This window comes from Xanthomonas hydrangeae, from assembly GCF_032697525.1.
Lineage (GTDB): Bacteria > Pseudomonadota > Gammaproteobacteria > Xanthomonadales > Xanthomonadaceae > Xanthomonas > Xanthomonas hydrangeae.
The window spans coordinates 3313110-3332664 of the sequence record NZ_CP103836.1; the positions used below are offsets into that span (position 1 = coordinate 3313110).

General features: G+C 61.9%; 27 protein-coding genes. 24 read left to right on the forward strand and 3 right to left on the reverse strand.

The features are described from left to right. Positions 1-3: 3 nt before the first annotated feature. From rplP to NYR97_RS14190, 22 genes are all read left to right on the forward strand, one after another. On the forward strand, positions 4-417 hold the full coding sequence (gene rplP, locus NYR97_RS14085; protein ID WP_006450637.1) for a 50S ribosomal protein L16: 414 nt from the start codon (positions 4-6) through the stop codon (positions 415-417). Next, a complete protein-coding gene (gene rpmC / locus NYR97_RS14090; protein WP_006450638.1) occupies positions 417-602 on the forward strand; it encodes a 50S ribosomal protein L29 in 186 nt (61 codons plus the stop codon). The genes rplP and rpmC overlap by 1 nt, the downstream gene beginning before the upstream one ends. Before the next feature lie 11 nt (positions 603-613). After that, positions 614-883, forward strand: coding sequence for a 30S ribosomal protein S17 (gene rpsQ, locus NYR97_RS14095; RefSeq protein ID WP_005993374.1), 270 nt, complete (start codon positions 614-616; stop codon positions 881-883). A 14-nt stretch (positions 884-897) separates the two neighbouring features. Next, entirely contained in the window at positions 898-1266 is a 369-nt protein-coding gene (gene rplN, locus NYR97_RS14100; protein ID WP_003486699.1) for a 50S ribosomal protein L14, read from the forward strand. A 15-nt stretch (positions 1267-1281) separates the two neighbouring features. Further along, entirely contained in the window at positions 1282-1599 is a 318-nt protein-coding gene (rplX, locus tag NYR97_RS14105; protein ID WP_006450639.1) for a 50S ribosomal protein L24, read from the forward strand. An 11-nt stretch (positions 1600-1610) separates the two neighbouring features. Then, positions 1611-2153: a 50S ribosomal protein L5 gene (rplE, locus tag NYR97_RS14110; RefSeq protein WP_006450640.1), complete on the forward strand. Its 543-nt coding sequence runs from the start codon at positions 1611-1613 to the stop codon at positions 2151-2153. An 18-nt stretch (positions 2154-2171) separates the two neighbouring features. After that, complete coding sequence (gene rpsN, locus NYR97_RS14115) at positions 2172-2477, forward strand: 30S ribosomal protein S14 (RefSeq protein ID WP_005917137.1); 306 nt, start codon at positions 2172-2174, stop codon at positions 2475-2477. 204 nt (positions 2478-2681) lie between these two features. Further along, positions 2682-3080, forward strand: a complete 399-nt coding sequence (gene rpsH / locus NYR97_RS14120) for a 30S ribosomal protein S8 (RefSeq protein WP_006450641.1) — start codon at positions 2682-2684, stop codon at positions 3078-3080. 15 nt (positions 3081-3095) lie between these two features. Further along, complete coding sequence (rplF, locus tag NYR97_RS14125; RefSeq protein WP_006450642.1) at positions 3096-3623, forward strand: 50S ribosomal protein L6; 528 nt, start codon at positions 3096-3098, stop codon at positions 3621-3623. Positions 3624-3714: 91 nt separating this feature from the next. Further along, positions 3715-4074 carry a 50S ribosomal protein L18 gene (gene rplR, locus NYR97_RS14130; protein ID WP_006450644.1) on the forward strand — a complete coding sequence of 120 codons (360 nt, stop codon included), beginning with the start codon at positions 3715-3717 and terminating at the stop codon, positions 4072-4074. Between the two features lie 158 nt (positions 4075-4232). Further along, complete coding sequence (gene rpsE / locus NYR97_RS14135; protein ID WP_003486682.1) at positions 4233-4775, forward strand: 30S ribosomal protein S5; 543 nt, start codon at positions 4233-4235, stop codon at positions 4773-4775. Then, positions 4768-4959 (forward strand): 50S ribosomal protein L30, encoded by a 192-nt coding sequence (gene rpmD, locus NYR97_RS14140; protein ID WP_006450646.1) that lies wholly within the window; start codon positions 4768-4770, stop codon positions 4957-4959. Before rpsE ends, rpmD begins: the two co-directional genes overlap by 8 nt. A gap of 4 nt (positions 4960-4963) precedes the next feature. Further along, the gene (gene rplO, locus NYR97_RS14145) at positions 4964-5407 is read left to right on the forward strand and encodes a 50S ribosomal protein L15 (protein WP_012439114.1); all 444 of its coding nucleotides are present in this window, start codon (positions 4964-4966) and stop codon (positions 5405-5407) included. 7 nt (positions 5408-5414) lie between these two features. After that, a complete protein-coding gene (gene secY, locus NYR97_RS14150) occupies positions 5415-6782 on the forward strand; it encodes a preprotein translocase subunit SecY (protein ID WP_023902825.1) in 1368 nt (455 codons plus the stop codon). 333 nt (positions 6783-7115) lie between these two features. Next, positions 7116-7472: a 30S ribosomal protein S13 gene (rpsM, locus tag NYR97_RS14155; RefSeq protein WP_003486672.1), complete on the forward strand. Its 357-nt coding sequence runs from the start codon at positions 7116-7118 to the stop codon at positions 7470-7472. 10 nt (positions 7473-7482) lie between these two features. Further along, on the forward strand, positions 7483-7875 hold the full coding sequence (gene rpsK / locus NYR97_RS14160; protein WP_002811645.1) for a 30S ribosomal protein S11: 393 nt from the start codon (positions 7483-7485) through the stop codon (positions 7873-7875). Between the two features lie 14 nt (positions 7876-7889). Then, positions 7890-8516, forward strand: a complete 627-nt coding sequence (gene rpsD, locus NYR97_RS14165; RefSeq protein ID WP_002811641.1) for a 30S ribosomal protein S4 — start codon at positions 7890-7892, stop codon at positions 8514-8516. Positions 8517-8569: 53 nt separating this feature from the next. Next, complete coding sequence (locus tag NYR97_RS14170; protein WP_023902826.1) at positions 8570-9568, forward strand: DNA-directed RNA polymerase subunit alpha; 999 nt, start codon at positions 8570-8572, stop codon at positions 9566-9568. 181 nt (positions 9569-9749) lie between these two features. After that, positions 9750-10133, forward strand: coding sequence for a 50S ribosomal protein L17 (gene rplQ, locus NYR97_RS14175; RefSeq protein ID WP_003486665.1), 384 nt, complete (start codon positions 9750-9752; stop codon positions 10131-10133). Positions 10134-10445: 312 nt separating this feature from the next. Then, positions 10446-10964, forward strand: coding sequence for a disulfide bond formation protein B (locus NYR97_RS14180; RefSeq protein ID WP_210762149.1), 519 nt, complete (start codon positions 10446-10448; stop codon positions 10962-10964). Between the two features lie 43 nt (positions 10965-11007). Next, on the forward strand, positions 11008-12399 hold the full coding sequence (locus NYR97_RS14185; RefSeq protein ID WP_316694006.1) for a class II 3-deoxy-7-phosphoheptulonate synthase: 1392 nt from the start codon (positions 11008-11010) through the stop codon (positions 12397-12399). A gap of 84 nt (positions 12400-12483) precedes the next feature. Further along, on the forward strand, positions 12484-13611 hold the full coding sequence (locus NYR97_RS14190; RefSeq protein WP_316694008.1) for a mechanosensitive ion channel family protein: 1128 nt from the start codon (positions 12484-12486) through the stop codon (positions 13609-13611). Here the strand turns inward: NYR97_RS14190 and NYR97_RS14195 are convergent. The 3 genes from NYR97_RS14195 to typA form a co-directional block, all read right to left on the reverse strand. Then, positions 13601-15223: an amidase gene (locus NYR97_RS14195; protein WP_316698233.1), complete on the reverse strand. Its 1623-nt coding sequence runs from the start codon at positions 15221-15223 to the stop codon at positions 13601-13603. The genes NYR97_RS14190 and NYR97_RS14195 overlap by 11 nt on opposite strands. A gap of 105 nt (positions 15224-15328) precedes the next feature. Continuing rightward, a complete protein-coding gene (locus tag NYR97_RS14200) occupies positions 15329-15748 on the reverse strand; it encodes a DUF2127 domain-containing protein (RefSeq protein ID WP_180336502.1) in 420 nt (139 codons plus the stop codon). 72 nt (positions 15749-15820) lie between these two features. Then, entirely contained in the window at positions 15821-17650 is a 1830-nt protein-coding gene (typA, locus tag NYR97_RS14205) for a translational GTPase TypA (protein WP_006450655.1), read from the reverse strand. 219 nt (positions 17651-17869) lie between these two features. Here typA and NYR97_RS14210 point away from each other — a divergent pair, with 219 nt between their 5' ends. Both NYR97_RS14210 and NYR97_RS14215 read left to right on the forward strand, forming a co-directional pair. Beyond that, on the forward strand, positions 17870-18364 hold the full coding sequence (locus NYR97_RS14210; RefSeq protein WP_006450656.1) for a peptidylprolyl isomerase: 495 nt from the start codon (positions 17870-17872) through the stop codon (positions 18362-18364). A 116-nt stretch (positions 18365-18480) separates the two neighbouring features. Next, positions 18481-19467 carry a malate dehydrogenase gene (locus NYR97_RS14215; protein WP_006450657.1) on the forward strand — a complete coding sequence of 329 codons (987 nt, stop codon included), beginning with the start codon at positions 18481-18483 and terminating at the stop codon, positions 19465-19467. Positions 19468-19555: the final 88 nt, after the last annotated feature.

Consider the following 19555-nt stretch of genomic DNA (forward strand, 5'->3'; position numbering starts at 1 on the left):
GCAATGTTGCAACCCAAGCGAACCAAATATCGCAAGATGCACAAGGGCCGTAACGACGGCCTGGCATGGAGCGGAAACGCCGTCAGCTTCGGCGAGTACGGCCTCAAGGCAACCGCGCACGGTCAGCTGACCGCGCGTCAGATTGAAGCAGCACGTCGTACGATCAGCCGCCACGTCAAAAAGGGCGGCAAGATGTGGATTCGTGTGTTCCCCGACAAGCCGATCACCAAGAAGCCGATCGAAGTCCGCATGGGCTCCGGTAAGGGCAACGTGGAGTACTGGGTCGCGCAGATTCAGCCGGGTCGCATGATCTATGAAATCGAAGGTATTCCCGAAGATGTCGCACGTGAGGCATTCCGCCTTGCCGCCGCGAAGCTGTCGGTGACTACCACTTTCGTGACCCGGACGGTGCGCTGATGGACATCAAACAACTCCGCGAGAAGTCGGCTGACGAACTGAAGGCCCACCTGACCGATTTGCGTAAGGAGCAATTCTCGCTCCGTATGCAGCAGGTCACCGGCCAGCTGCCGAAGACCCACGATACCCGCCGGGTACGCCGCGAGATTGCTCGCGTCAAGTACCTGCTCGGCAGCACCAAGTAAGGACGGCCGCGATGAGCGATAACAACGAAAAGCAAGCGCTGCGCACGGTCGAAGGCCGTGTCGTCAGCAACAAGATGGACAAGACGGTCACCGTGTTGGTGGAGCGCCAGGTCAAGCATGCTCTGTACGGCAAGTACATCAAGCGCTCGACCAAGCTGCACGCACACGACGCCGACAATGCCTGTAATGAAGGCGACGTCGTGCGTGTGACCGAGATTGCTCCAATGTCCAAGACCAAGAACTGGCGGGTGGTTGAAATCGTCACCCGTTCGGCCGGCTAAGGGAGATCTGAATCATGATCCAGATGCAGAGCTACCTCGATGTGGCCGACAATTCGGGTGCCAAGGAAGTGATGTGCATCAAGGTGCTGGGCGGCTCGAAGCGCCGCTACGCACACATTGGTGACATCATCAAGGTGACCGTCAAGGACGCCATTCCGCGTGGCAAGGTCAAGAAAGGCGAAGTCTATGACGCCGTCGTGGTGCGTACCCGCAAGGGTGTGCGCCGTCCCGACGGTTCGCTGATTCGCTTCGATGGCAACGCCGCTGTGTTGTTGAACAATAAGCAGGAGCCGATCGGGACCCGCATCTTCGGGCCGGTGACGCGCGAGCTGCGTTCCGAGAAGTTCATGAAGATCGTCTCGCTCGCTCCCGAAGTGCTGTGAGCGGAGGACATATACATGGCTAACCGTATCAAGAAGGGCGACCAGGTCGTCATCAACACCGGCAAGGACAAGGGTAAGCAGGGTGAAGTTGTGCGTGTGGATGGCGATCGCGTGATCGTTTCCAACGCCAACATCATCAAGCGCCATACCAAGCCGAATCCGCAGGCGGGTGTCGCCGGCGGCGTGGTCGAGCGTGAAGCGTCGATCCATATCTCCAACGTCAATATCGTCAACCCGGCAACGGGCAAGGGCGAGCGCGTTGGCTTCAAGGTGCTGGAGGATGGACGCAAATTGCGTGTGTTCCGCTCCAGCGGTGAGGCGCTCGACGCCTGAGGAATGAGATCATGAATACGCGTCTCGAGAAGTTTTACAAGGAAAACGTGGTGCCGGCCCTGATGAAGGAGTTCGGCTACACCAATCCGATGCAGGTGCCGAGGCTGGTCAAGGTCACGCTCAACATGGGCGTGGGCGAGGCGGCAACCAACAAGAAGATTCTGGAAAATGCAGTCGGCGACATGTCCAAGATCTCCGGTCAAAAGCCGGTGGTCACCAAGTCGCGCGTTTCGGTCGCATCGTTCAAGATCCGTGACGGTTGGCCGATCGGCTGCAAGACCACGTTGCGTCGCGCCAAGATGTACGAGTTCCTGGATCGTCTGATCAACATCTCGCTGCCGCGCGTGCGCGACTTCCGTGGTGTTTCCGGTCGTTCCTTTGACGGTCGTGGCAATTTCAACATGGGTGTGAAGGAACAGATCATCTTCCCGGAAATCGATTTCGACGCTGTCGATGCGATCCGCGGTATGGATATCGCCATCACCACCACCGCCAAGACGGATGCGGAAGCGAAGGCGCTGCTGGCAGCGTTCAAGTTCCCGTTCCGTAACTGACCGTAGAGGACATCCGAAATGGCAAAGACCTCCATGATCCACCGCGACATCAAGCGTGCAAAGCTGGCGAAGAAATTCGCCGGCAAGCGTGATGCGCTGAAGAAGATCCTATCCAGTCAGGATGCGTCCTACGAAGAGAAGATCGATGCGTCGACAAAGTTGCAGAAGCTGCCGCGCGATTCGTCGCCGAGCCGCCACCGCAACCGTTGCGAACTTTCCGGTCGTCCGCGCGGTGTCTATCGCAAGTTCGGTCTGGGTCGCAACATGCTGCGCAAGGCCACGATGAACGGCGACGTTCCGGGCTTGCGTAAGGCAAGCTGGTAACAGCTTTCCGGCCGTTCGCGGCCGGTTTGAACAGGATTGTTCTGTTCAACAAGGGAGTCCGACGCAAGTCGGGCTCTTTTGTCGTATACTTCCGCTTCTGTCTTGCCTGTACAGGCGTGGCATGGCGTAAAGGGTCCTGGCCCATCCCCAGGAAAACACAAGATTTTCGCGAAAGCGGATATCGGTGCACTCAAAGGTACTCATATGAGCATGACTGATCCCATCGCCGACCTGCTGGTACGCATCAAGAATGCGGCCGCGGTTGGTAAGCAGACGGTGAAATTGCCGTCGTCCAAGATCAAGGTTGCGATCGCCCAGGTCCTGAAGGACGAGGGTTACATCACCGACCTGCGCGTGACAGCAACCGAGAACAACAAGTCGGAGCTGGAAATCGTGCTGAAGTATTTCGAAGGCCGTCCGGTCATCGAGACCTTGAAGCGTTTCTCGCGCTCGGGTCTGCGCCAGTACCGCGGCAAGACCGAGCTGCCCAAGGTCCTGGGTGGACTGGGCGTCGCCATCATCTCCACGTCGAAAGGCATCATGACCGATGCGCAGGCTCGCGAAGCCGGCGTTGGTGGTGAAGTCCTGTGCTTCGTGGCCTAAGGGAAGGAATCGAACATGTCCCGTGTAGCCAAGAAGCCTGTGTCCCTTCCGAAGGGTGTTGAGCTCAACGTCCAGCCCGAGCTGGTCAGCGTCAAGGGCCCGAAAGGCACCCTGACCCTGCCGAAGCCGGTTGGCGTCGAAATCGCCATCGACGGCGATGTTGCAACCCTGTCGGCCAACGATCCGTCGCAGCTGGCCATCACCGGCACCGTGCGCGCCATCCTGGCCAATATGGTCAAGGGTGTGTCCGACGGCTTCGAGCGCAAGCTCGAGCTGGTCGGCGTCGGTTACCGCGCCGCCATGCAGGGCAAGGATCTGAGCCTGGCGCTCGGTTTCTCGCACCCGCTGGTATTCGTGGCGCCGGAAGGCATCACGCTGTCGACCCCGACCCAGACCGAAATTCTGGTCCAGGGTGCCGACAAGCAGCGCGTCGGCGAAGTCGCCGCCAAGATTCGCGGTTTCCGTCCGCCGGAGCCCTACAAGGGCAAGGGTGTGAAGTACGCCGGTGAAGTCATCATTCGCAAGGAAGCCAAGAAGGCGTAAGGCAGGTCCCTCTGCTAGGAGCCCGGCCATCCATGGCCGGACTTTTCAATGCAAAAGCCTGTTTTCCTTCAGCTTCCGTAGGATAAATATCATGAGCATCAACAAGAACATCGCCCGTCTGCGTCGCGCCAAGTCCACCCGTTCGCACATCCGTGAGCTGGGCGTCGCCCGCTTGTCGGTGCTGCGCACCGGTCAGCATCTGTATGCACAGGTCTTCACTGCCGACGGCTCCAAGGTGATCGCTGCTGCGAACACGCTGCAGGCCGACGTCAAGGAAGGTCTGAAGAACGGCAAGAACAGCGATGCGGCCGTCAAGGTTGGCAAGCTGATCGCCGAGCGCGCCAAGGCTGCGGGTATCGAGAAGGTCGCATTCGATCGCTCGGGCTACCGCTACCACGGCCGTATCAAGGCGCTGGCTGACGCAGCTCGCGAAGGCGGCTTGAAGTTCTAAGCACTGCTGCGAATGTGGCCAGCGGCCACATTCGCGTTACCGCCGGCAGGGAGATGCCGGACCGTCCCGTTCTTTTGTAACGGTGCCGGGAACACAGTTCCATTCCACAACCATAAGCGGCCCCGAGCCGTACATACTCAATCAATCAAGGAATCAAGATGGCAGAAGAACGTGCACCGCGGGGTCGTGATCGCGACCGTAACCGCGAAGAGAAAGTCGACGATGGCATGATCGAAAAGCTGGTCGCGGTCAATCGCGTCAGCAAGACGGTCAAGGGCGGTCGCCAGTTCACCTTCACCGCGTTGACCGTGGTCGGCGATGGTCTCGGTAAGGTTGGTTTCGGTTACGGCAAGGCGCGCGAAGTGCCGGTCGCCATCCAGAAGTCGATGGAGCAGGCACGCAAGAACCTGGCCACTGTCGATCTGAACAATGGCACCTTGTGGCATGCCGTCAAGTCCGGTCATGGCGCAGCTCGCGTCTACATGCAGCCTGCTTCGGAAGGTACCGGCGTCATCGCTGGCGGCGCCATGCGCGCTGTGTTGGAAGCGGTGGGTGTCAAGAACGTGCTGGCCAAGGCGGTTGGTTCGCGTAATCCGATCAACCTGGTGCGTGCAACGCTGAAGGGTCTGTCGGAAGTGCAGTCGCCGGCGCGTGTTGCGGCCAAGCGCGGCAAGAAGGTGGAGGAGCTCAACCATGGCTAAGGACACTGGCAAGACTGTGAAGGTGCGCCTGGTGCGCGGCCTACGTGGTACCCAGTCGCGTCACCGCCTGTCGGTGCATGCGTTGGGCCTGAATAAGATCAACGATGTGCGTGAACTCAAGGACAGCCCGCAGGTGCGTGGCCTGATCAATACGGTTCACTACCTCGTTAAGGTTGAGGACTAATCCCATGACTATGCATCTCAATGACCTCAAGCCCGCTGACGGCGCCCGTACCGAGCGCACGCGCGTCGGTCGCGGCATCGGCTCCGGCCTTGGCAAGACCTGTGGCCGCGGCCACAAGGGCTCGTTCGCTCGCAAGGGTGGCGGCAAGATCAAGGCGGGTTTCGAAGGCGGCCAGACGCCGATGCAGCGTCGTCTGCCGAAGATCGGTTTCCGTTCCAAAATGGCGCGTGACAGCGCTGAAGTGTTGTCCTACCAGCTGGATAAGCTGGAAGCCGGTGAGATCGACTTTGCAGCGTTGCGTGCGGCCAATCTGGTCCCGAGCCGCGCCAAGAAGGCGAAGATCGTGCTGAAGGGCGAGCTGAGCAAGAAGTTCGTGCTGAAGGGTGTCGCTGCGACTGCAGGCGCCAAGGCAGCAATCGAAGCTGCCGGCGGCAGCGTAGAGGAGTAATCGGCAGATGGCGCAGGCTGGCATTGGTAACCTCGGTGGCGGGCTTGGCAAGTTCACGGAACTTCGCCAGCGGCTGTTGTTCGTCCTCGGGGCATTGATCGTCTATCGCATCGGCTGCTACGTGCCGGTGCCTGGCGTGAATCCCGATGCCATGCTTTCGTTGATGCAGGCGCAGGGTGGCGGCATCGTGGACATGTTCAACATGTTCTCGGGCGGCGCCCTGCACCGTTTCAGTATTTTTGCGTTGAACGTGATGCCGTATATTTCGGCATCGATCGTGATCCAGTTGGCCACGCACATCTTTCCCGCGCTCAAGGCGATGCAGAAAGAAGGCGAATCCGGCCGACGCAAGATCACCCAGTATTCGCGCATCGGTGCGGTGCTTCTGGCAGTAGTGCAGGGCGGCAGTATCGCGCTGGCACTGCAGAATCAGACCGCGCCGGGTGGCGCCCCGGTGGTGTACGCGCCGGGCATGGGCTTTGTGCTGACTGCAGTGATTGCACTGACCGCCGGCACCATCTTCTTGATGTGGGTTGGCGAGCAGGTGACTGAGCGCGGCATCGGTAACGGAGTGTCGCTGATCATCTTCGCCGGCATCGTCGCAGGGCTTCCGTCGGGCGCAATCCAGACTGTCGAAGCGTTCCGCGAAGGCAATCTGAGCTTCATCTCGTTGTTGCTGATCGTCATCACCATCCTGGCGTTTACGCTGTTTGTGGTGTTTGTCGAACGTGGTCAGCGGCGTATCACGGTCAATTACGCGCGTCGCCAAGGCGGCCGCAATGCCTACATGAATCAGACCTCGTTCCTGCCGTTGAAGCTCAACATGGCAGGCGTGATTCCGCCGATCTTCGCATCCAGCATCCTGGCATTCCCGGCGACGTTGTCGATGTGGTCAGGTCAGGCAGCATCGGGCAGTGGTGTGGGTTCGTGGTTGCAGAAGATCGCCAACGCGCTTGGACCCGGTGAGCCAGTGCATATGCTGGTGTTCGCCGCACTGATCATCGGCTTCGCATTCTTCTATACCGCGCTTGTGTTCAACTCGCAGGAAACTGCGGATAACCTCAAGAAGTCCGGTGCATTGATTCCGGGTATTCGTCCGGGCAAGGCCACTGCGGACTATGTGGACGGCGTGCTGACGCGTTTGACTGCGGCCGGTTCGTTGTACCTGGTGATCGTCTGCCTGCTGCCGGAAATCATGCGCACGCAGCTCGGCACCTCGTTCCACTTCGGTGGCACCTCGCTGTTGATCGCGGTGGTGGTGGTGATGGACTTCATTGCGCAGATCCAGGCGCATCTGATGTCGCACCAGTATGAGAGTTTGCTGAAGAAAGCCAACCTCAAGGGCGGCTCGCGCGGCGGTCTGGCGCGCGGTTAAGTGGTAGACTAGAACTTCATTACGTGAAGACGGCCTGGTTCCCGGGCCACGATCTTCCGATCAGAAGGGCGGCTCGCGCGACGTCTCGCGCGCGGGTGTGACGAGGTGGTCCTGTGCGGGAGTAGTACAGGCGATTCGGAGAAGTTTTCTGGATCAACATCGTCCGGCGCCGGAGCGAGGGCACACTCCCCACGCCGGGTCCATGGAACTTTCTGGTTCCACGGGCTTCAAAGCAATCCGAGGCCTTGCTACAATTCCGAGTTCACTTTTGATCCATCCTGCCGGATGGCGCCTGGGCGCCGTCGGGCCATCACTCAGTTGGAGAATCGCGTCATGGCGCGTATTGCAGGCGTCAACCTGCCAGCCCAGAAGCACGTCTGGGTCGGGTTGCAAAGCATCTACGGCATCGGCCGTACCCGTTCGAAGAAGCTCTGCGAATCCGCAGGCGTTACCTCGACCACGAAGATTCGTGATCTGTCCGAACCCGAAATCGAGCGCTTGCGCGCCGAAGTCGGCAAGTATGTCGTCGAAGGCGACCTGCGCCGTGAAATCGGTATCGCGATCAAGCGGCTGATGGATCTGGGCTGCTACCGCGGTCTGCGTCATCGTCGTGGTCTCCCGCTGCGTGGTCAGCGTACCCGTACCAACGCCCGCACCCGCAAGGGTCCGCGCAAGGCGATCAGGAAGTAAGGGATAGATCATGGCAAAGCCAGCAGAAAAGAAAACGAAGAAGAAGATCAAGCGCGTCATCACTGACGGCGTCGCCCACGTCCACGCTTCGTTCAACAACACCATCATCACCATCACCGATCGCCAGGGCAATGCGCTGTCGTGGGCTACGTCCGGCGGCGCCGGGTTCCGTGGTTCGCGTAAGTCGACCCCGTTCGCTGCTCAGGTTGCCGCCGAAAAGGCTGGCCGCGCTGCGCTCGATTACGGCGTGAAGTCGCTGGAAGTGCGTATCAAGGGTCCGGGTCCGGGCCGTGAGTCGGCCGTGCGTTCGTTGAACAACGTGGGCTACAAGATCACCAACATCATCGACGTGACGCCAATCCCGCACAACGGGTGCCGTCCGCCGAAGAAGCGTCGCGTCTAAGGGAGCGATAAGAAATGGCTCGTTATATCGGTCCTACCTGTAAGCTCGCCCGCCGCGAAGGCGCCGACCTTTCCCTCAAGAGCCCGGCGCGTGCGCTGGACTCCAAGTGCAAGCTTGAGCAAAAGCCCGGCCAACACGGCGCGGCTCGCAAAGGCAAGCTCTCCGACTACGCTACCCAGCTGCGTGAAAAGCAGAAGGTCAAGCGCATCTACGGTTTGCTGGAACGTCAGTTCCGCAACTACTACAAGAAGGCCTCGACCAAGAAGGGCAACACTGGCGAGAACCTGCTGCAGTTGTTGGAAACCCGTCTGGACAACGTCTGCTATCGCATGGGCTTTGCCGTCACCCGTCCGGCCGCGCGCCAGCTGGTGTCGCACCGTGGCGTGCTGGTCAATGGCAAGTCGGTGAATCTGGCTTCGTACCAGATCAAGGCTGGCGATGCGATCACGTTGTCGGAAAAAGCACAGAAGCAGCTCCGCGTGCAGGAAGCCCTGACCGTGGCTGAGCAGCACGACATGACGCCGTCGTGGGTTGAAGTCGATTCGAAGAAGTTCAGCGGCGTGTTCAAGGCTGTTCCGGATCGTGCCGACCTGCCTTCGGATATCAACGAAGCGCTGATCGTCGAGTTGTATTCGAAGTAATTCACATTGGAGAGCCTCCGGCACCGCCGGAGGTTCGCAGGAGACCCCGCAACATGACGGTTACCGCCAACCAGGTTCTGCGCCCCCGTGGTCCGCAGATCGAACGTCTTACCGACAATCGCGCAAAGGTCGTGATCGAGCCCTTGGAGCGCGGTTACGGGCACACGCTGGGCAATGCCCTGCGTCGTGTGCTGTTGTCGTCGATCCCGGGTTTTGCGATCACCGAGGTCGAGATCGATGGCGTGCTGCACGAGTACACCACGGTCGAAGGGCTGCAGGAAGACGTGCTTGACGTCCTGCTCAACCTGAAAGACGTGGCGATTCGTATGCACAGTGGCGATAGCGCCACGCTGTCGCTGTCCAAGCAGGGTCCGGGTACGGTCACTGCGGCCGACATCAGGACCGATCACAACGTCGAGATCGTCAACGGCGACCATGTGATCTGCCACCTGACCAAGGACACGGCGCTGAACATGCGCCTGAAGATCGAGCGTGGCTTCGGCTATCAGCCGGCTGCCGCACGTCGTCGTCCGGACGAAGAGACCCGTACCATCGGTCGTCTGATGCTGGATGCGTCGTTCTCGCCGGTGCGTCGCGTTGCCTATGCCGTGGAAGCTGCGCGTGTGGAACAGCGCACCGACCTCGACAAGTTGGTGATCGATATCGAAACCAACGGCACGATCGATGCCGAGGAAGCCGTGCGCACCGCCGCCGACATCCTCAGCGATCAGCTGTCGGTGTTCGGTGATTTCACCCACCGCGATCGCGGTGCGGCCAAGCCGGCTGCCAGCGGCGTGGATCCGGTGCTGCTGCGCCCGATCGACGACCTCGAGCTGACCGTGCGTTCGGCCAACTGCCTGAAGGCCGAAAGCATCTACTACATCGGCGATCTGATCCAGAAGACCGAAGTGGAGCTGCTCAAGACCCCGAATCTGGGCAAGAAGTCGCTCACCGAAATCAAGGAAGTGCTGGCACAGCGCGGCCTTGCACTGGGCATGAAGCTGGAGAACTGGCCGCCGGCCGGTGTCGCTCAGCACGGCATGCTTGGTTAATGTGTCAAGGCATGGGCGTCTTCGGGCGCCCATGTTTGTTTTTTCCACATCGACGGGCCAAAGCCCGCGGTGACATCCGGTCAAAGGACGGCCGGCTCGGACCAACCGCAGTCCATTCAACAGCGCCAGGATGGCGACAACGTCTCTCAAGCAGTCTCAATATTCCTAGGGAATCACACTCATGCGTCACCAGAAATCCGGTCGTAAGTTCAACCGTACCAGCGCTCACCGCGAAGCCATGTTCCGCAATATGGCCGCTTCGCTGTTCAAGCACGAGCTGATCAAGACCACCTTGCCGAAGGCCAAGGAACTGCGTCGCGTCGCCGAGCCGCTGATCACCATCGGCAAGGTCGATGGCGTTGCCAATCGTCGTCTGGCGTTCGCGCGCCTGCGCGACAAGGAAGCAGTGGGCAAGCTGTTCGTCGAGCTGGGCCCGCGTTACGCGACCCGTCCCGGCGGCTACCTGCGTATCCTGAAGGCCGGCTTCCGTGCCGGTGACAATGCGCCGATGGCGTATGTCGAACTGGTCGACCGTCCGGTCGTCGCCGAGGAAGTGGCCGAGTAATCGGATCGCTCTTCGCAAGGATTCATGAAAAAGCCCGGCTAGCGCCGGGCTTTTTCATGTGTGCGTCGAACGTGATTGCGTTGGTGGCAGGGATGCGTAGGGCTACGCAATGACGGCAGCTCGCGGTCGCCAGATGCCGGGTCGGTGCTGCTTTGCTGCTGGATGCGATCATGGGCAGGTGTTGTGTTGATGCTGTCAGGCAGATGTGCGCTGTGTGCTTGGCGCCCTCCGAGCCGGCAGACGCAGGCTTGCGTGGTCATGGCGGCGGCGATGGCAGATAATCGATGACTCGATCCTAGGCAAGCGGTAACGATGAATCCATTTCGTTGGGGTTTCCGGGCACAGTTTCTGCTGGGCTTTCTTGCATGCGCAGGATTGCTTGCCTATGCGATCTACGTGCAGCTGCATCTTGGGCTTGAACCATGCCCGCTGTGCATTTTCCAGCGCATCGCATTTGCGGCACTGGCGGTGTTTTTCCTGCTGGGTGCGTTGCATGGGCCACGCGCTGCGGGCACGCGCAAGCTCTATGGTGTGCTGAGTTTCGTCGCTGCCGGCGTGGGCATGGGTATCGCGGCGCGGCATGTCTGGGTGCAGATCCGGCCCAAGGACATGATGTCCTCGTGCGGGCCGCCGCTGAGCTTTCTGAGCGAGACGATGGGGCCGTTCGAGGTGTTTCGCACCGTGCTGACCGGCACCGGCGACTGCGGCAATATCGATTGGCGCTTCCTGGGCCTGAGCATGCCGATGTGGAGCATGCTGTGGTTCGTGGCGCTGGCGCTGTGGGCGCTGTATGCCGGGTTCAAGCAACGCGGTCAGCGCAAGTTGTTCTAACCGTTCCGGCAATGGCCGGCGCCCGAGATTTCTGGAGTTCACGATGTCCGCTTCCCTTCATCCGTCCGTCAACGAGGCAGACCACTGGTCGCCGCAGACTTGGCGCCAGCGTCCGGCGCTGCAGATGCCGACCTACCCGGACGCAGCTGCGTTGGAGCACACCTTGGACGAGTTGCGGCAGCTGCCGCCGCTGGTGACCTCGTGGGAAATCTTTGCGCTCAAGCGCCAGCTGGCCGAAGCCCAGGAAGGCAAGCGTTTTCTTCTGCAAGGTGGCGATTGCGCGGAGAATTTCAGCGATTGCGAATCGGGCACGATCTCCAATCGCTTGAAAGTTCTGCTGCAAATGAGCCTGGTGCTGGTGCACGGCCTGCACCTACCGGTAGTGCGCGTAGGACGCTTTGCCGGGCAGTACGCCAAGCCGCGTTCGGCCGACACCGAAACCCGCGACGGGGTGACCTTGCCGAGTTATCGCGGCGATGTGATCAATGCGCCAGCGTTCACCGAAGCGGCGCGCATACCGGATCCGCGCCGCATGATCACCGCGCATTCGCGCTCGGCGATGACGATGAATTTCGTGCGCGCCTTGATCGACGGCGGCTTCGCCGACCTGCACCACCCCGAATACTGGAATCTGGATTGGGTGGGCTATTCGCCGCTGGCGGCGGACTACCAGAAGATGGTGTCCTCGATCGGCGATGCAGTGCGCTTCATGGAAACCCTGTCCGGGGCGGAGGTGTACAACCTCAATCGCATCGATTTCTACACCTCGCACGAGGCGCTGTTGCTGCCGTACGAGGAAGGCCTGACCCGTCAGGTGCCGCGCCAGTGGGGCTGGTTCAACCTGAGCACGCATTACCCGTGGATCGGCATGCGCACCGCTGCGCTGGATGGCGCGCATGTTGAGTACTTGCGTGGCGTGCGCAATCCGATCGCGATCAAGGTGGGGCCGTCGGTGCAGCCGGACCAGTTGCTGCGTCTGATCGACGTGCTCAATCCGGAAGACGAACCCGGCCGCTTGAGCTTCATCCATCGTATGGGCGCATCGCAGATCGCCGAAAAGTTGCCGCCGCTGCTGGATGCGGTCAAGCGCGATGGGCGGCGGGTGCTGTGGGTGTGCGATGCGATGCACGGCAATACCGAAAGTACCGGAAATGGCTACAAAACAAGGCGTTTCGACAATATCCGCAGCGAGGTGGAGTTGTCGTTCGATCTGCACGCGGCGGCCGGGACGCGGCTGGGCGGCGTGCATCTGGAATTGACCGGCGAAGACGTCACCGAGTGCACCGGCGGCGCGCGCGAGTTGACCGAGCGCGATCTGGAGCGCGCCTACCGTTCCAGTGTGGATCCGCGCTTGAATTACGAGCAGTCGCTCGAGATCGCGATGGCGATCGTGCGCAAGCAACAACAGGTGGTGGCGCAACCGCTGGGCGCGTGATTTCAATGTGCGTATGACGTGATGCTCATGCCGCTTGCGGCATGATCCTGCAGCCACCCCTCTTTCCCCCACAGGAGGAACGGTTTGACTGCCGATTGGAACGTCATCCGCGAATACGCAATCCCGCTTGGTGCCTCGCTACTGGCGGGCATCGTCGTCTGGTCGTTGATGCTGTGGCTGTTTCGCCGCATGCAGGGCCGCGACTACCGCCGCGCGCGCATCATCCGCGTGGTCACGCTGCCGGCTGCCTTCATCCTGCCGCTGCTGTTCTTGCGTATCGCCACGGAAGCAACGCCGCTGGAGGGCAAGGGACTCGCGGCACTGCAAAGTTTGCTGCACGTGGGAATCGTCGGCTGCATTACCTGGCTGCTGGTACGCGCGGTAGCAGCCGGCGAGGCGGCAATCCTGCGCAGCAACCCGATCGAGGTGTCCGACAACCTCACCGCACGGCGTATTCAGACCCAGACACGCGTGCTGAGCCGGGTGGTGATGGGCGCGGTGATCCTGCTCGGCATCTCGGTGGTATTGCTTGGCTTCGAGCAAGTGCGCCAGATCGGCAAGACGCTGCTGGCCTCGGCCGGCATCATCGGGCTGGTCGCCGGTATCGCGGCCAAGCCGGTATTCGGCAACTTGATTGCCGGTCTGCAGATTGCGTTGACCCAGCCGATCCGGCTGGACGATGTGGTGATTGTGGAAGGCGAGTGGGGTCGCATCGAGGAGATCGGCAGCTCGTATGTAGTGGTGCGGATCTGGGACGAGCGGCGCATGGTGGTGCCGTTGACCTGGTGGATCGAGCACCCGTTCCAGAACTGGACACGCAGCAGCGCCGATCTGCTCGGTACCGCGTTCCTGTGGCTGGATTACCGCACCCCGATCGCGGCGGTGCGCGCGGAGCTTGAGCGCATCTGCAAAAGCGAGCCGCTCTGGGATGGTCGCGTGTGCGTGACCCAGGTGACCGAGACCAGCGAGAGCACGATCCAGGTGCGTCTGCTGGTGAGTGCACGTAATTCCGGCGATGCGTTCGATCTGCGCTGCATCGCGCGCGAGCGCATGATCGACTTCCTCACCCGTGAGCACGCTTACGCGCTGCCCAGGATCCGCGCCGAGATCGCGGCACAGGAAAAACCGCCGGTGCATGCAGCCGCGCCGATCGGCCAGGAAAGCGTGCGCTCTCCCGGTGCCGAAGACGGCGAGCCTGCGACTACGGTTTAGGCACCGGCACGGCCGTGGACGCAGCGGCCGGTGCGCTCGGCGCATAGCTGGGCGCAAAGCGCGCCTTGCTGCGTTGCTCGTAGGCGTAGGCCAGTTCGATCAAGCGCGGCTCGCTCCAGGCGCTGCCCATGAACAGCAGGCCGAGCGGCAGGCCCCGGGTCTGCCCCATCGGCACGCTCAGGCTGGGATAACCGGCCACCGCGGCGGCACCGTAACCGGCGCCGGGAAAGGTATCGCCCTTGACCAGATCGGTGACCCAGGCGGCGCCGGTGGTCGGTACGATCAGCGCATCCAGGCGATGGGCCTTCAGTGCGGCGTCGATGCCTTCGGGCCCGGCCAGCCGTTTGGCGGTGGCGCGCGCAGTGAGATACGCGGGGTCTTCCAGGCCGGGTGTGGCCTGCGCCTGCTCGAACAGCTCCTGCGCGAAGTAGGGCATCTCGCGCTGCGCATGCGTGCGATTGAAGGCGATCAGCTGTTCCAGGCTCGACACCGGTGCGGCGTGGCTGCGCAGATAGGCATTCAACCCGGCCTTGAATTCGACCAACAATACCGTCTGCTCAGCGGTATCCCACTTGCCATCGGTGGCCAGGCTGGTTTCGATGACCGTGGCACCCGCCGCACGCAGGCTTTGCACGGCGCGATCCAGCACTGCGGCAATGGTGGGATCTTCGCGCAGCGAGTTGCGCAACAGGCCCAGTCGCGCGCCACGCAAGCCATCGGGTTTGAGGTGCGCGAGATAGTCCGGTATTGAAGACGGCGCATCGCGTGTGGCCGGATCCTGCGGATCGGGTGCGGCGATCGCCTGCAGCAACGCGGCAGCATCGGCAACGCTGCGCGTCATCGGGCCGGCGGTGTCCTGGCTGGCCGAGATCGGGATGATACCGTCGCGGCTGATCAGGCCCACGGTCGGTTTGACTCCGACCAATCCATTTACCGAGGCCGGGCAGGTGATGCTGCCGTCGGTCTCGGTGCCGATGCCGACGGTGGCCAGGCTGGCGGCGATCGCCGCGCCGGTGCCGGCACTGGAGCCGCAGGGATTGCGATCCAGCGCGTAAGGATTGCGGGTCAGGCCGCCACGCGCGCTCCAACCGGAGCTGGACTTGGTGGAGCGAAAATTGGCCCACTCACTCAAATTGGTCTTGCCCAGGATCACCGCGCCGGCCGTGCGCAGGCGCTGCACCAGAAACGCATCGCGGCTGGGCTTGAAATCGGCCAGGGCCAGCGAGCCGGCGCTGTTGACCATCGGCACAGCATCGATGTTGTCCTTGAGCAAGACGGGAATGCCATGCAAGGGCCCGCGCACGCGGCCGGCGCGGCGTTCGGCGTCCAATGCGCGGGCGTTCGCTTCGGCCTGCGGATTGAGTTCGATCACCGAGTTGAGTTTGGGGCCGGCACGATCGAGCGTGGCGATGCGCTGCAGGTACGCGCGCGTCAGTGCCAGGCTGCTGGTCTTGCCGGAAGCCATCCGCGCCTGCAGGCCGGCGATATCGGCATCGGTCAGATCCAGTTGCTCGGCGGTCGCGTTCGCATCGACCTGTGTCGGGCCGTCAACCGGCGCAGGGCCATCGGCATGCGCACAGCCGCACAGCGCAAGCAGTAGCGCAAAGGACAAGGTGGTGGATCGCATTGATGGTCTTCCCCTGAGACTGTTCGCAGGCTAACGGCGCTGCGTCGGGGTGACAATGTGTAGGACGTGCCCGCAGGCGGGCAGGGTGCGTCAGCGACGCCGGCGCTTGAGCAGATCGCGTGCCAGCACGCCGACCACGATCAGATTGATTGCCAGTACGCCCCAGGCGGTCCAGCCGGGATGGCGGACGATGGCGTAGATATCGAATGGCAGATAGATGGCCGCCGACAGGCAGCCCAATACCGAGGCCCATGCCTTGGCACGCCACAACCCCCAGGCTTCCACCACATGCAGCAGGCCGTAGGCCAGCATGGCGGCAGCGGCCAGATGGACAGCGTCGGGACTGATGGTCTTGAGCAACGACGGCAGTGCGCCGTGGTCGGGATCCAGACTAAAACGGCGGATCAGGGTACTGACCGCGTTTTGCAGCGGGAGCGGGCCCAGAATTTCCAGGCCCGTCGCCGCCAACAGCGCAAGCGTCCCTTTGACCGCCTCTAGCAAGGCGATCACATGCAGCCCCGGATGCGCACGCGGATCCGGGCTGTAGGGTTTGTTGCTCACGACCGTGGGCTAACCAGCAACTCAGCCCGAACGGCCGGAGCGCTTGCGATCACTTTCGGTCAGGCCCTTCTTGCGCAGACGGATTTCCTTCGGGGTGACTTCGACCAGCTCGTCGTCCTCGATGAAGTCCAGTGCCTGCTCCAACGTGTACTTGATCGCCGGGGTCAGCTTGATCGCATCGTCCTTGCCCGAGGCGCGCATGTTGGTCAGCGGCTTGGTCTTGATCGCATTGACGGTCAGATCGTTGTCCTTGGAGTGGATACCGACCAGCTGCCCTTCGTACACGTTGTCGCCTTCGGCAGCGAACAGACGGCCACGCTCTTCCAACGGCCCCAGCGCATAGGCGGGGGTGGCGCCTGCAGCGTTGGCAATCATCACGCCGTTCTGGCGCTTGGCGATCGCGCCCTGTTCCTTCGGACCGTAATGGTCGAACACGTGGAACAGCAGGCCCGAGCCCTGGGTCAGGGTGCGGAACTCGTTCTGGAAGCCGATCAGACCACGCGCCGGGATCATGTAATCCAGACGCACACGGCCTTTGCCGTCGGACTCCATGTTCTTCAGCTGGCCCTTGCGGCTGCCCAGCTTTTCCATCACGCCGCCCTGGTGCTGCTCTTCGATATCGACCACAAGCTGTTCGATCGGCTCCATCTGCTTGCCGTCGATCTCCTTGATGATCACTTCCGGACGCGACACGGCCAGCTCGTAGCCTTCACGACGCATGTTTTCGATCAGCACCGACAGATGCAGTTCGCCACGGCCGGAGACCAGGAACTTGTCGGCGTCGGAACCTTCCTCGACCTTCAGCGCCACGTTGTGCACCTTCTCGCGGTCCAGACGGTCGCGCAGCTGGCGGCTGGTCAGGAACTTGCCGCCGGACAGGTCCTTATTGCCGGCGAACGGCGAGTTGTTGACCTGGAAGGTCATCGAGATGGTCGGCTCGTCCACGGTGAGCGGCGGCAGGCCTTCCGGCGCGTCGAGCGCGCACACGGTGTCGGAAATGGTCAGCTCGGACACGCCGGAGATTGCCACGATGTCGCCGGCCTCGGCGGTGTCCTGCTCGATGCGCTCCAGGCCCAGGAAGCCCAGCACCTGCAGCACCTTGCCCTGACGCTTCTTGCCTTCGCGGTCGATCACGCTGACCGGCATGTTCTTCTTCAACACGCCGCGCTGGATGCGGCCGATGCCGATCACGCCGACGAAGTTGTTGTAATCGAGCTGGCTGATGCGCATCTGGAACGGGCCGTCCGGATCCACGTCCGGTGCCGACACGTGCTGCATGATCGCTTCGTACAGCGGGGTCATGTCGCCGTCGCGCACGCTCGAATCCAGGCTGGCGTAGCCATTCAATGCAGAGGTGTAGACGATCGGGAAATCCAGTTGCTCGTCGGTTGCGCCGAGCTTGTCGAACAGGTCGAACACCTGATCGATCACCCAGTCCGGGCGCGCGCCCGGACGGTCGATCTTGTTGACCACCACGATCGGCTTGAAGCCCATCGCAAAGGCCTTCTGGGTCACGAAGCGCGTCTGCGGCATCGGGCCGTCCATCGCGTCGACCAGGATCAGCACCGAGTCCACCATCGACAGCACGCGCTCGACTTCGCCACCGAAGTCGGCGTGTCCCGGGGTGTCGACGATGTTGATGCGGTTGCCGTTCCAGGTGATGGCCGTGTTCTTGGCCAGGATCGTGATGCCACGTTCCTTTTCCTGATCGTTGCTGTCCATCACGCGCTCAGCCAACACGGTGCGTTCGGACAGGGTGCCGGACTGCTTCAGCAGGCAGTCGACGAGGGTGGTCTTGCCGTGGTCGACGTGCGCGACGATGGCGATATTGCGGAGTTTTTCGATGGACATGCGGAAAGGGCCCCTGTCTGGCGCCAGTCTTGAGAAGGTAAGCCCGACATTATAGCGGTTTCGTTGCCGTGCCGTTGCGCCCGGCCGTCAGATGGTTCAAAACGCCCATTCAGCTTGCTGTGCACCCCCCCGACAATGGTCGTACGACTGCACGGCCGGCTGCACGCCCGGGTGTATTCTAATGGGCTGTCATACACCCTGAAACCTGCAAGGATTTCCATGTCCCTGATTGCCCATTTCGACACCACCCGCGGCCCGATCGTGGTTGAGCTGTTCGCCGACAAGGCCCCGCTGACCGTTGCCAATTTCGTCAACCTGGTCCAGCGCGGCTTCTACGACGGCTTGAGCTTCCACCGCGTCATCGCCGACTTCATGATCCAGGGCGGCTGCCCGGAAGGCTCCGGCCGCGGCGGCCCAGGCTATCGTTTCGAAGATGAAGCCAACAACGGCGTCGGTCACGACCGCGGCGTGCTGTCCATGGCCAATGCCGGCCCCAATACCAACGGCAGCCAGTTCTTCATCACCCATGTCGCCACCAACTGGCTGGACGGCAAGCACACCGTGTTCGGCAAGGTCACCCAGGGCCTGGATGTGGTCGATGCGGTCGCCCAGGGCGATGTGATCAACAAGGTGACGATCGAAGGCGACACCGACGCCGTGCTGGCCGCCAAGGCCGACCGCGTCGCGGAGTGGAACAAGATCCTCGCCGCCTGATGTCTTTCCCCGAACGGCCGCCAAGTGCGGCCGTTCGCTTGTCACTGCGCGCCGCCAGGCTTTGCGCCACGCCAGCGTGCACCTCCACCCACGTTTTTTAGCAGAGGAAACTCCCCATGAAAGCACCTGTTCGTGTTGCCGTGACCGGCGCTGCCGGCCAGATCGGCTATGCCCTGCTGTTCCGCATCGCCTCCGGCGAAATGCTGGGCAAGGATCAGCCGGTGATCCTGCAATTGCTGGAACTGTCCAATGAAAAGGCCCAGGCCGCGCTCAAGGGCGTGATCATGGAGCTGGAAGACTGCGCATTCCCGCTGCTGGCCGGCGTGGTCGGCACCGACGACGCCGAAGTGGCGTTCAAGGACATCGACGTTGCACTGCTGGTTGGCGCGCGTCCGCGCGGCCCGGGCATGGAGCGCAAGGACCTGCTGCTGGAAAACGCCAAGATCTTCACCGCGCAGGGCGCGGCCCTGAACAAGGTCGCCAAGCGTGACGTCAAGGTGCTGGTGGTCGGTAACCCGGCCAACACCAATGCCTACATCGCGATGAAGTCGGCGCCGGATCTGAACCCGAAGAACTTCACCGCCATGCTGCGTCTGGACCACAACCGCGCGCTAAGCCAGCTGTCGCAAAAGCTCGGCAAGCCGGTCGGCGGTATCGAGAAGCTGGTGGTGTGGGGCAACCACAGCCCGACCATGTACCCGGACTACCGTTTCGCCACCTCCGATGGCGCGTCCATCGGCGATGCGATCAACGACCAGGAATGGAACGCGTCCACCTTCATCCCGACCGTGGGCAAGCGCGGTGCGGCGATCATCGAAGCGCGCGGCCTGTCCTCGGCTGCGTCGGCCGCCAATGCCGCCATCGATCACGTGCGTGATTGGGTGCTGGGCAGCGACGGCAAGTGGGTGACCATGGGTGTGCCGTCCGACGGCTCCTACGGCATTCCCGAAGGCGTGATCTTCGGCTTCCCGGTGATCACCGCCAATGGCGAGTACACCCTGGTCAAGGATCTGCCGATCGACGACTTCAGCCAGAAGTACATCGACAAGACCCTGGCCGAGCTGGAAGAAGAGCGCAGCGGCGTGTCGCATTTGCTGGGCTGATTTTTGCTTCAGGTTGTAACGAAAACGCCGGGCAATGCCCGGCGTTTTTTATGCGTCGCGTAAGTGATGCGTTGCGTTGTGGCACCAA

Bases quoted from the DNA above. Each gene is read 5' to 3' on its own strand.
- rplP (WP_006450637.1), top strand. From the start codon at position 4: ATGTTGCAACCCAAGCGAACCAAATATCGCAAGATGCACAAGGGCCGT.
- rpmC (WP_006450638.1), top strand. From the start codon at position 417: ATGGACATCAAACAACTCCGCGAGAAGTCGGCTGACGAACTGAAGGCC.
- rpsQ (WP_005993374.1), top strand. From the start codon at position 614: ATGAGCGATAACAACGAAAAGCAAGCGCTGCGCACGGTCGAAGGCCGT.
- rplN (WP_003486699.1), top strand. From the start codon at position 898: ATGATCCAGATGCAGAGCTACCTCGATGTGGCCGACAATTCGGGTGCC.
- rplX (WP_006450639.1), top strand. From the start codon at position 1,282: ATGGCTAACCGTATCAAGAAGGGCGACCAGGTCGTCATCAACACCGGC.
- rplE (WP_006450640.1), top strand. From the start codon at position 1,611: ATGAATACGCGTCTCGAGAAGTTTTACAAGGAAAACGTGGTGCCGGCC.
- rpsN (WP_005917137.1), top strand. From the start codon at position 2,172: ATGGCAAAGACCTCCATGATCCACCGCGACATCAAGCGTGCAAAGCTG.
- rpsH (WP_006450641.1), top strand. From the start codon at position 2,682: ATGAGCATGACTGATCCCATCGCCGACCTGCTGGTACGCATCAAGAAT.
- rplF (WP_006450642.1), top strand. From the start codon at position 3,096: ATGTCCCGTGTAGCCAAGAAGCCTGTGTCCCTTCCGAAGGGTGTTGAG.
- rplR (WP_006450644.1), top strand. From the start codon at position 3,715: ATGAGCATCAACAAGAACATCGCCCGTCTGCGTCGCGCCAAGTCCACC.
- rpsE (WP_003486682.1), top strand. From the start codon at position 4,233: ATGGCAGAAGAACGTGCACCGCGGGGTCGTGATCGCGACCGTAACCGC.
- rpmD (WP_006450646.1), top strand. From the start codon at position 4,768: ATGGCTAAGGACACTGGCAAGACTGTGAAGGTGCGCCTGGTGCGCGGC.
- rplO (WP_012439114.1), top strand. From the start codon at position 4,964: ATGACTATGCATCTCAATGACCTCAAGCCCGCTGACGGCGCCCGTACC.
- secY (WP_023902825.1), top strand. From the start codon at position 5,415: ATGGCGCAGGCTGGCATTGGTAACCTCGGTGGCGGGCTTGGCAAGTTC.
- rpsM (WP_003486672.1), top strand. From the start codon at position 7,116: ATGGCGCGTATTGCAGGCGTCAACCTGCCAGCCCAGAAGCACGTCTGG.
- rpsK (WP_002811645.1), top strand. From the start codon at position 7,483: ATGGCAAAGCCAGCAGAAAAGAAAACGAAGAAGAAGATCAAGCGCGTC.
- rpsD (WP_002811641.1), top strand. From the start codon at position 7,890: ATGGCTCGTTATATCGGTCCTACCTGTAAGCTCGCCCGCCGCGAAGGC.
- NYR97_RS14170 (WP_023902826.1), top strand. From the start codon at position 8,570: ATGACGGTTACCGCCAACCAGGTTCTGCGCCCCCGTGGTCCGCAGATC.
- rplQ (WP_003486665.1), top strand. From the start codon at position 9,750: ATGCGTCACCAGAAATCCGGTCGTAAGTTCAACCGTACCAGCGCTCAC.
- NYR97_RS14180 (WP_210762149.1), top strand. From the start codon at position 10,446: ATGAATCCATTTCGTTGGGGTTTCCGGGCACAGTTTCTGCTGGGCTTT.
- NYR97_RS14185 (WP_316694006.1), top strand. From the start codon at position 11,008: ATGTCCGCTTCCCTTCATCCGTCCGTCAACGAGGCAGACCACTGGTCG.
- typA (WP_006450655.1), bottom strand. From the start codon at position 17,650: ATGTCCATCGAAAAACTCCGCAATATCGCCATCGTCGCGCACGTCGAC.
- NYR97_RS14210 (WP_006450656.1), top strand. From the start codon at position 17,870: ATGTCCCTGATTGCCCATTTCGACACCACCCGCGGCCCGATCGTGGTT.
- NYR97_RS14215 (WP_006450657.1), top strand. From the start codon at position 18,481: ATGAAAGCACCTGTTCGTGTTGCCGTGACCGGCGCTGCCGGCCAGATC.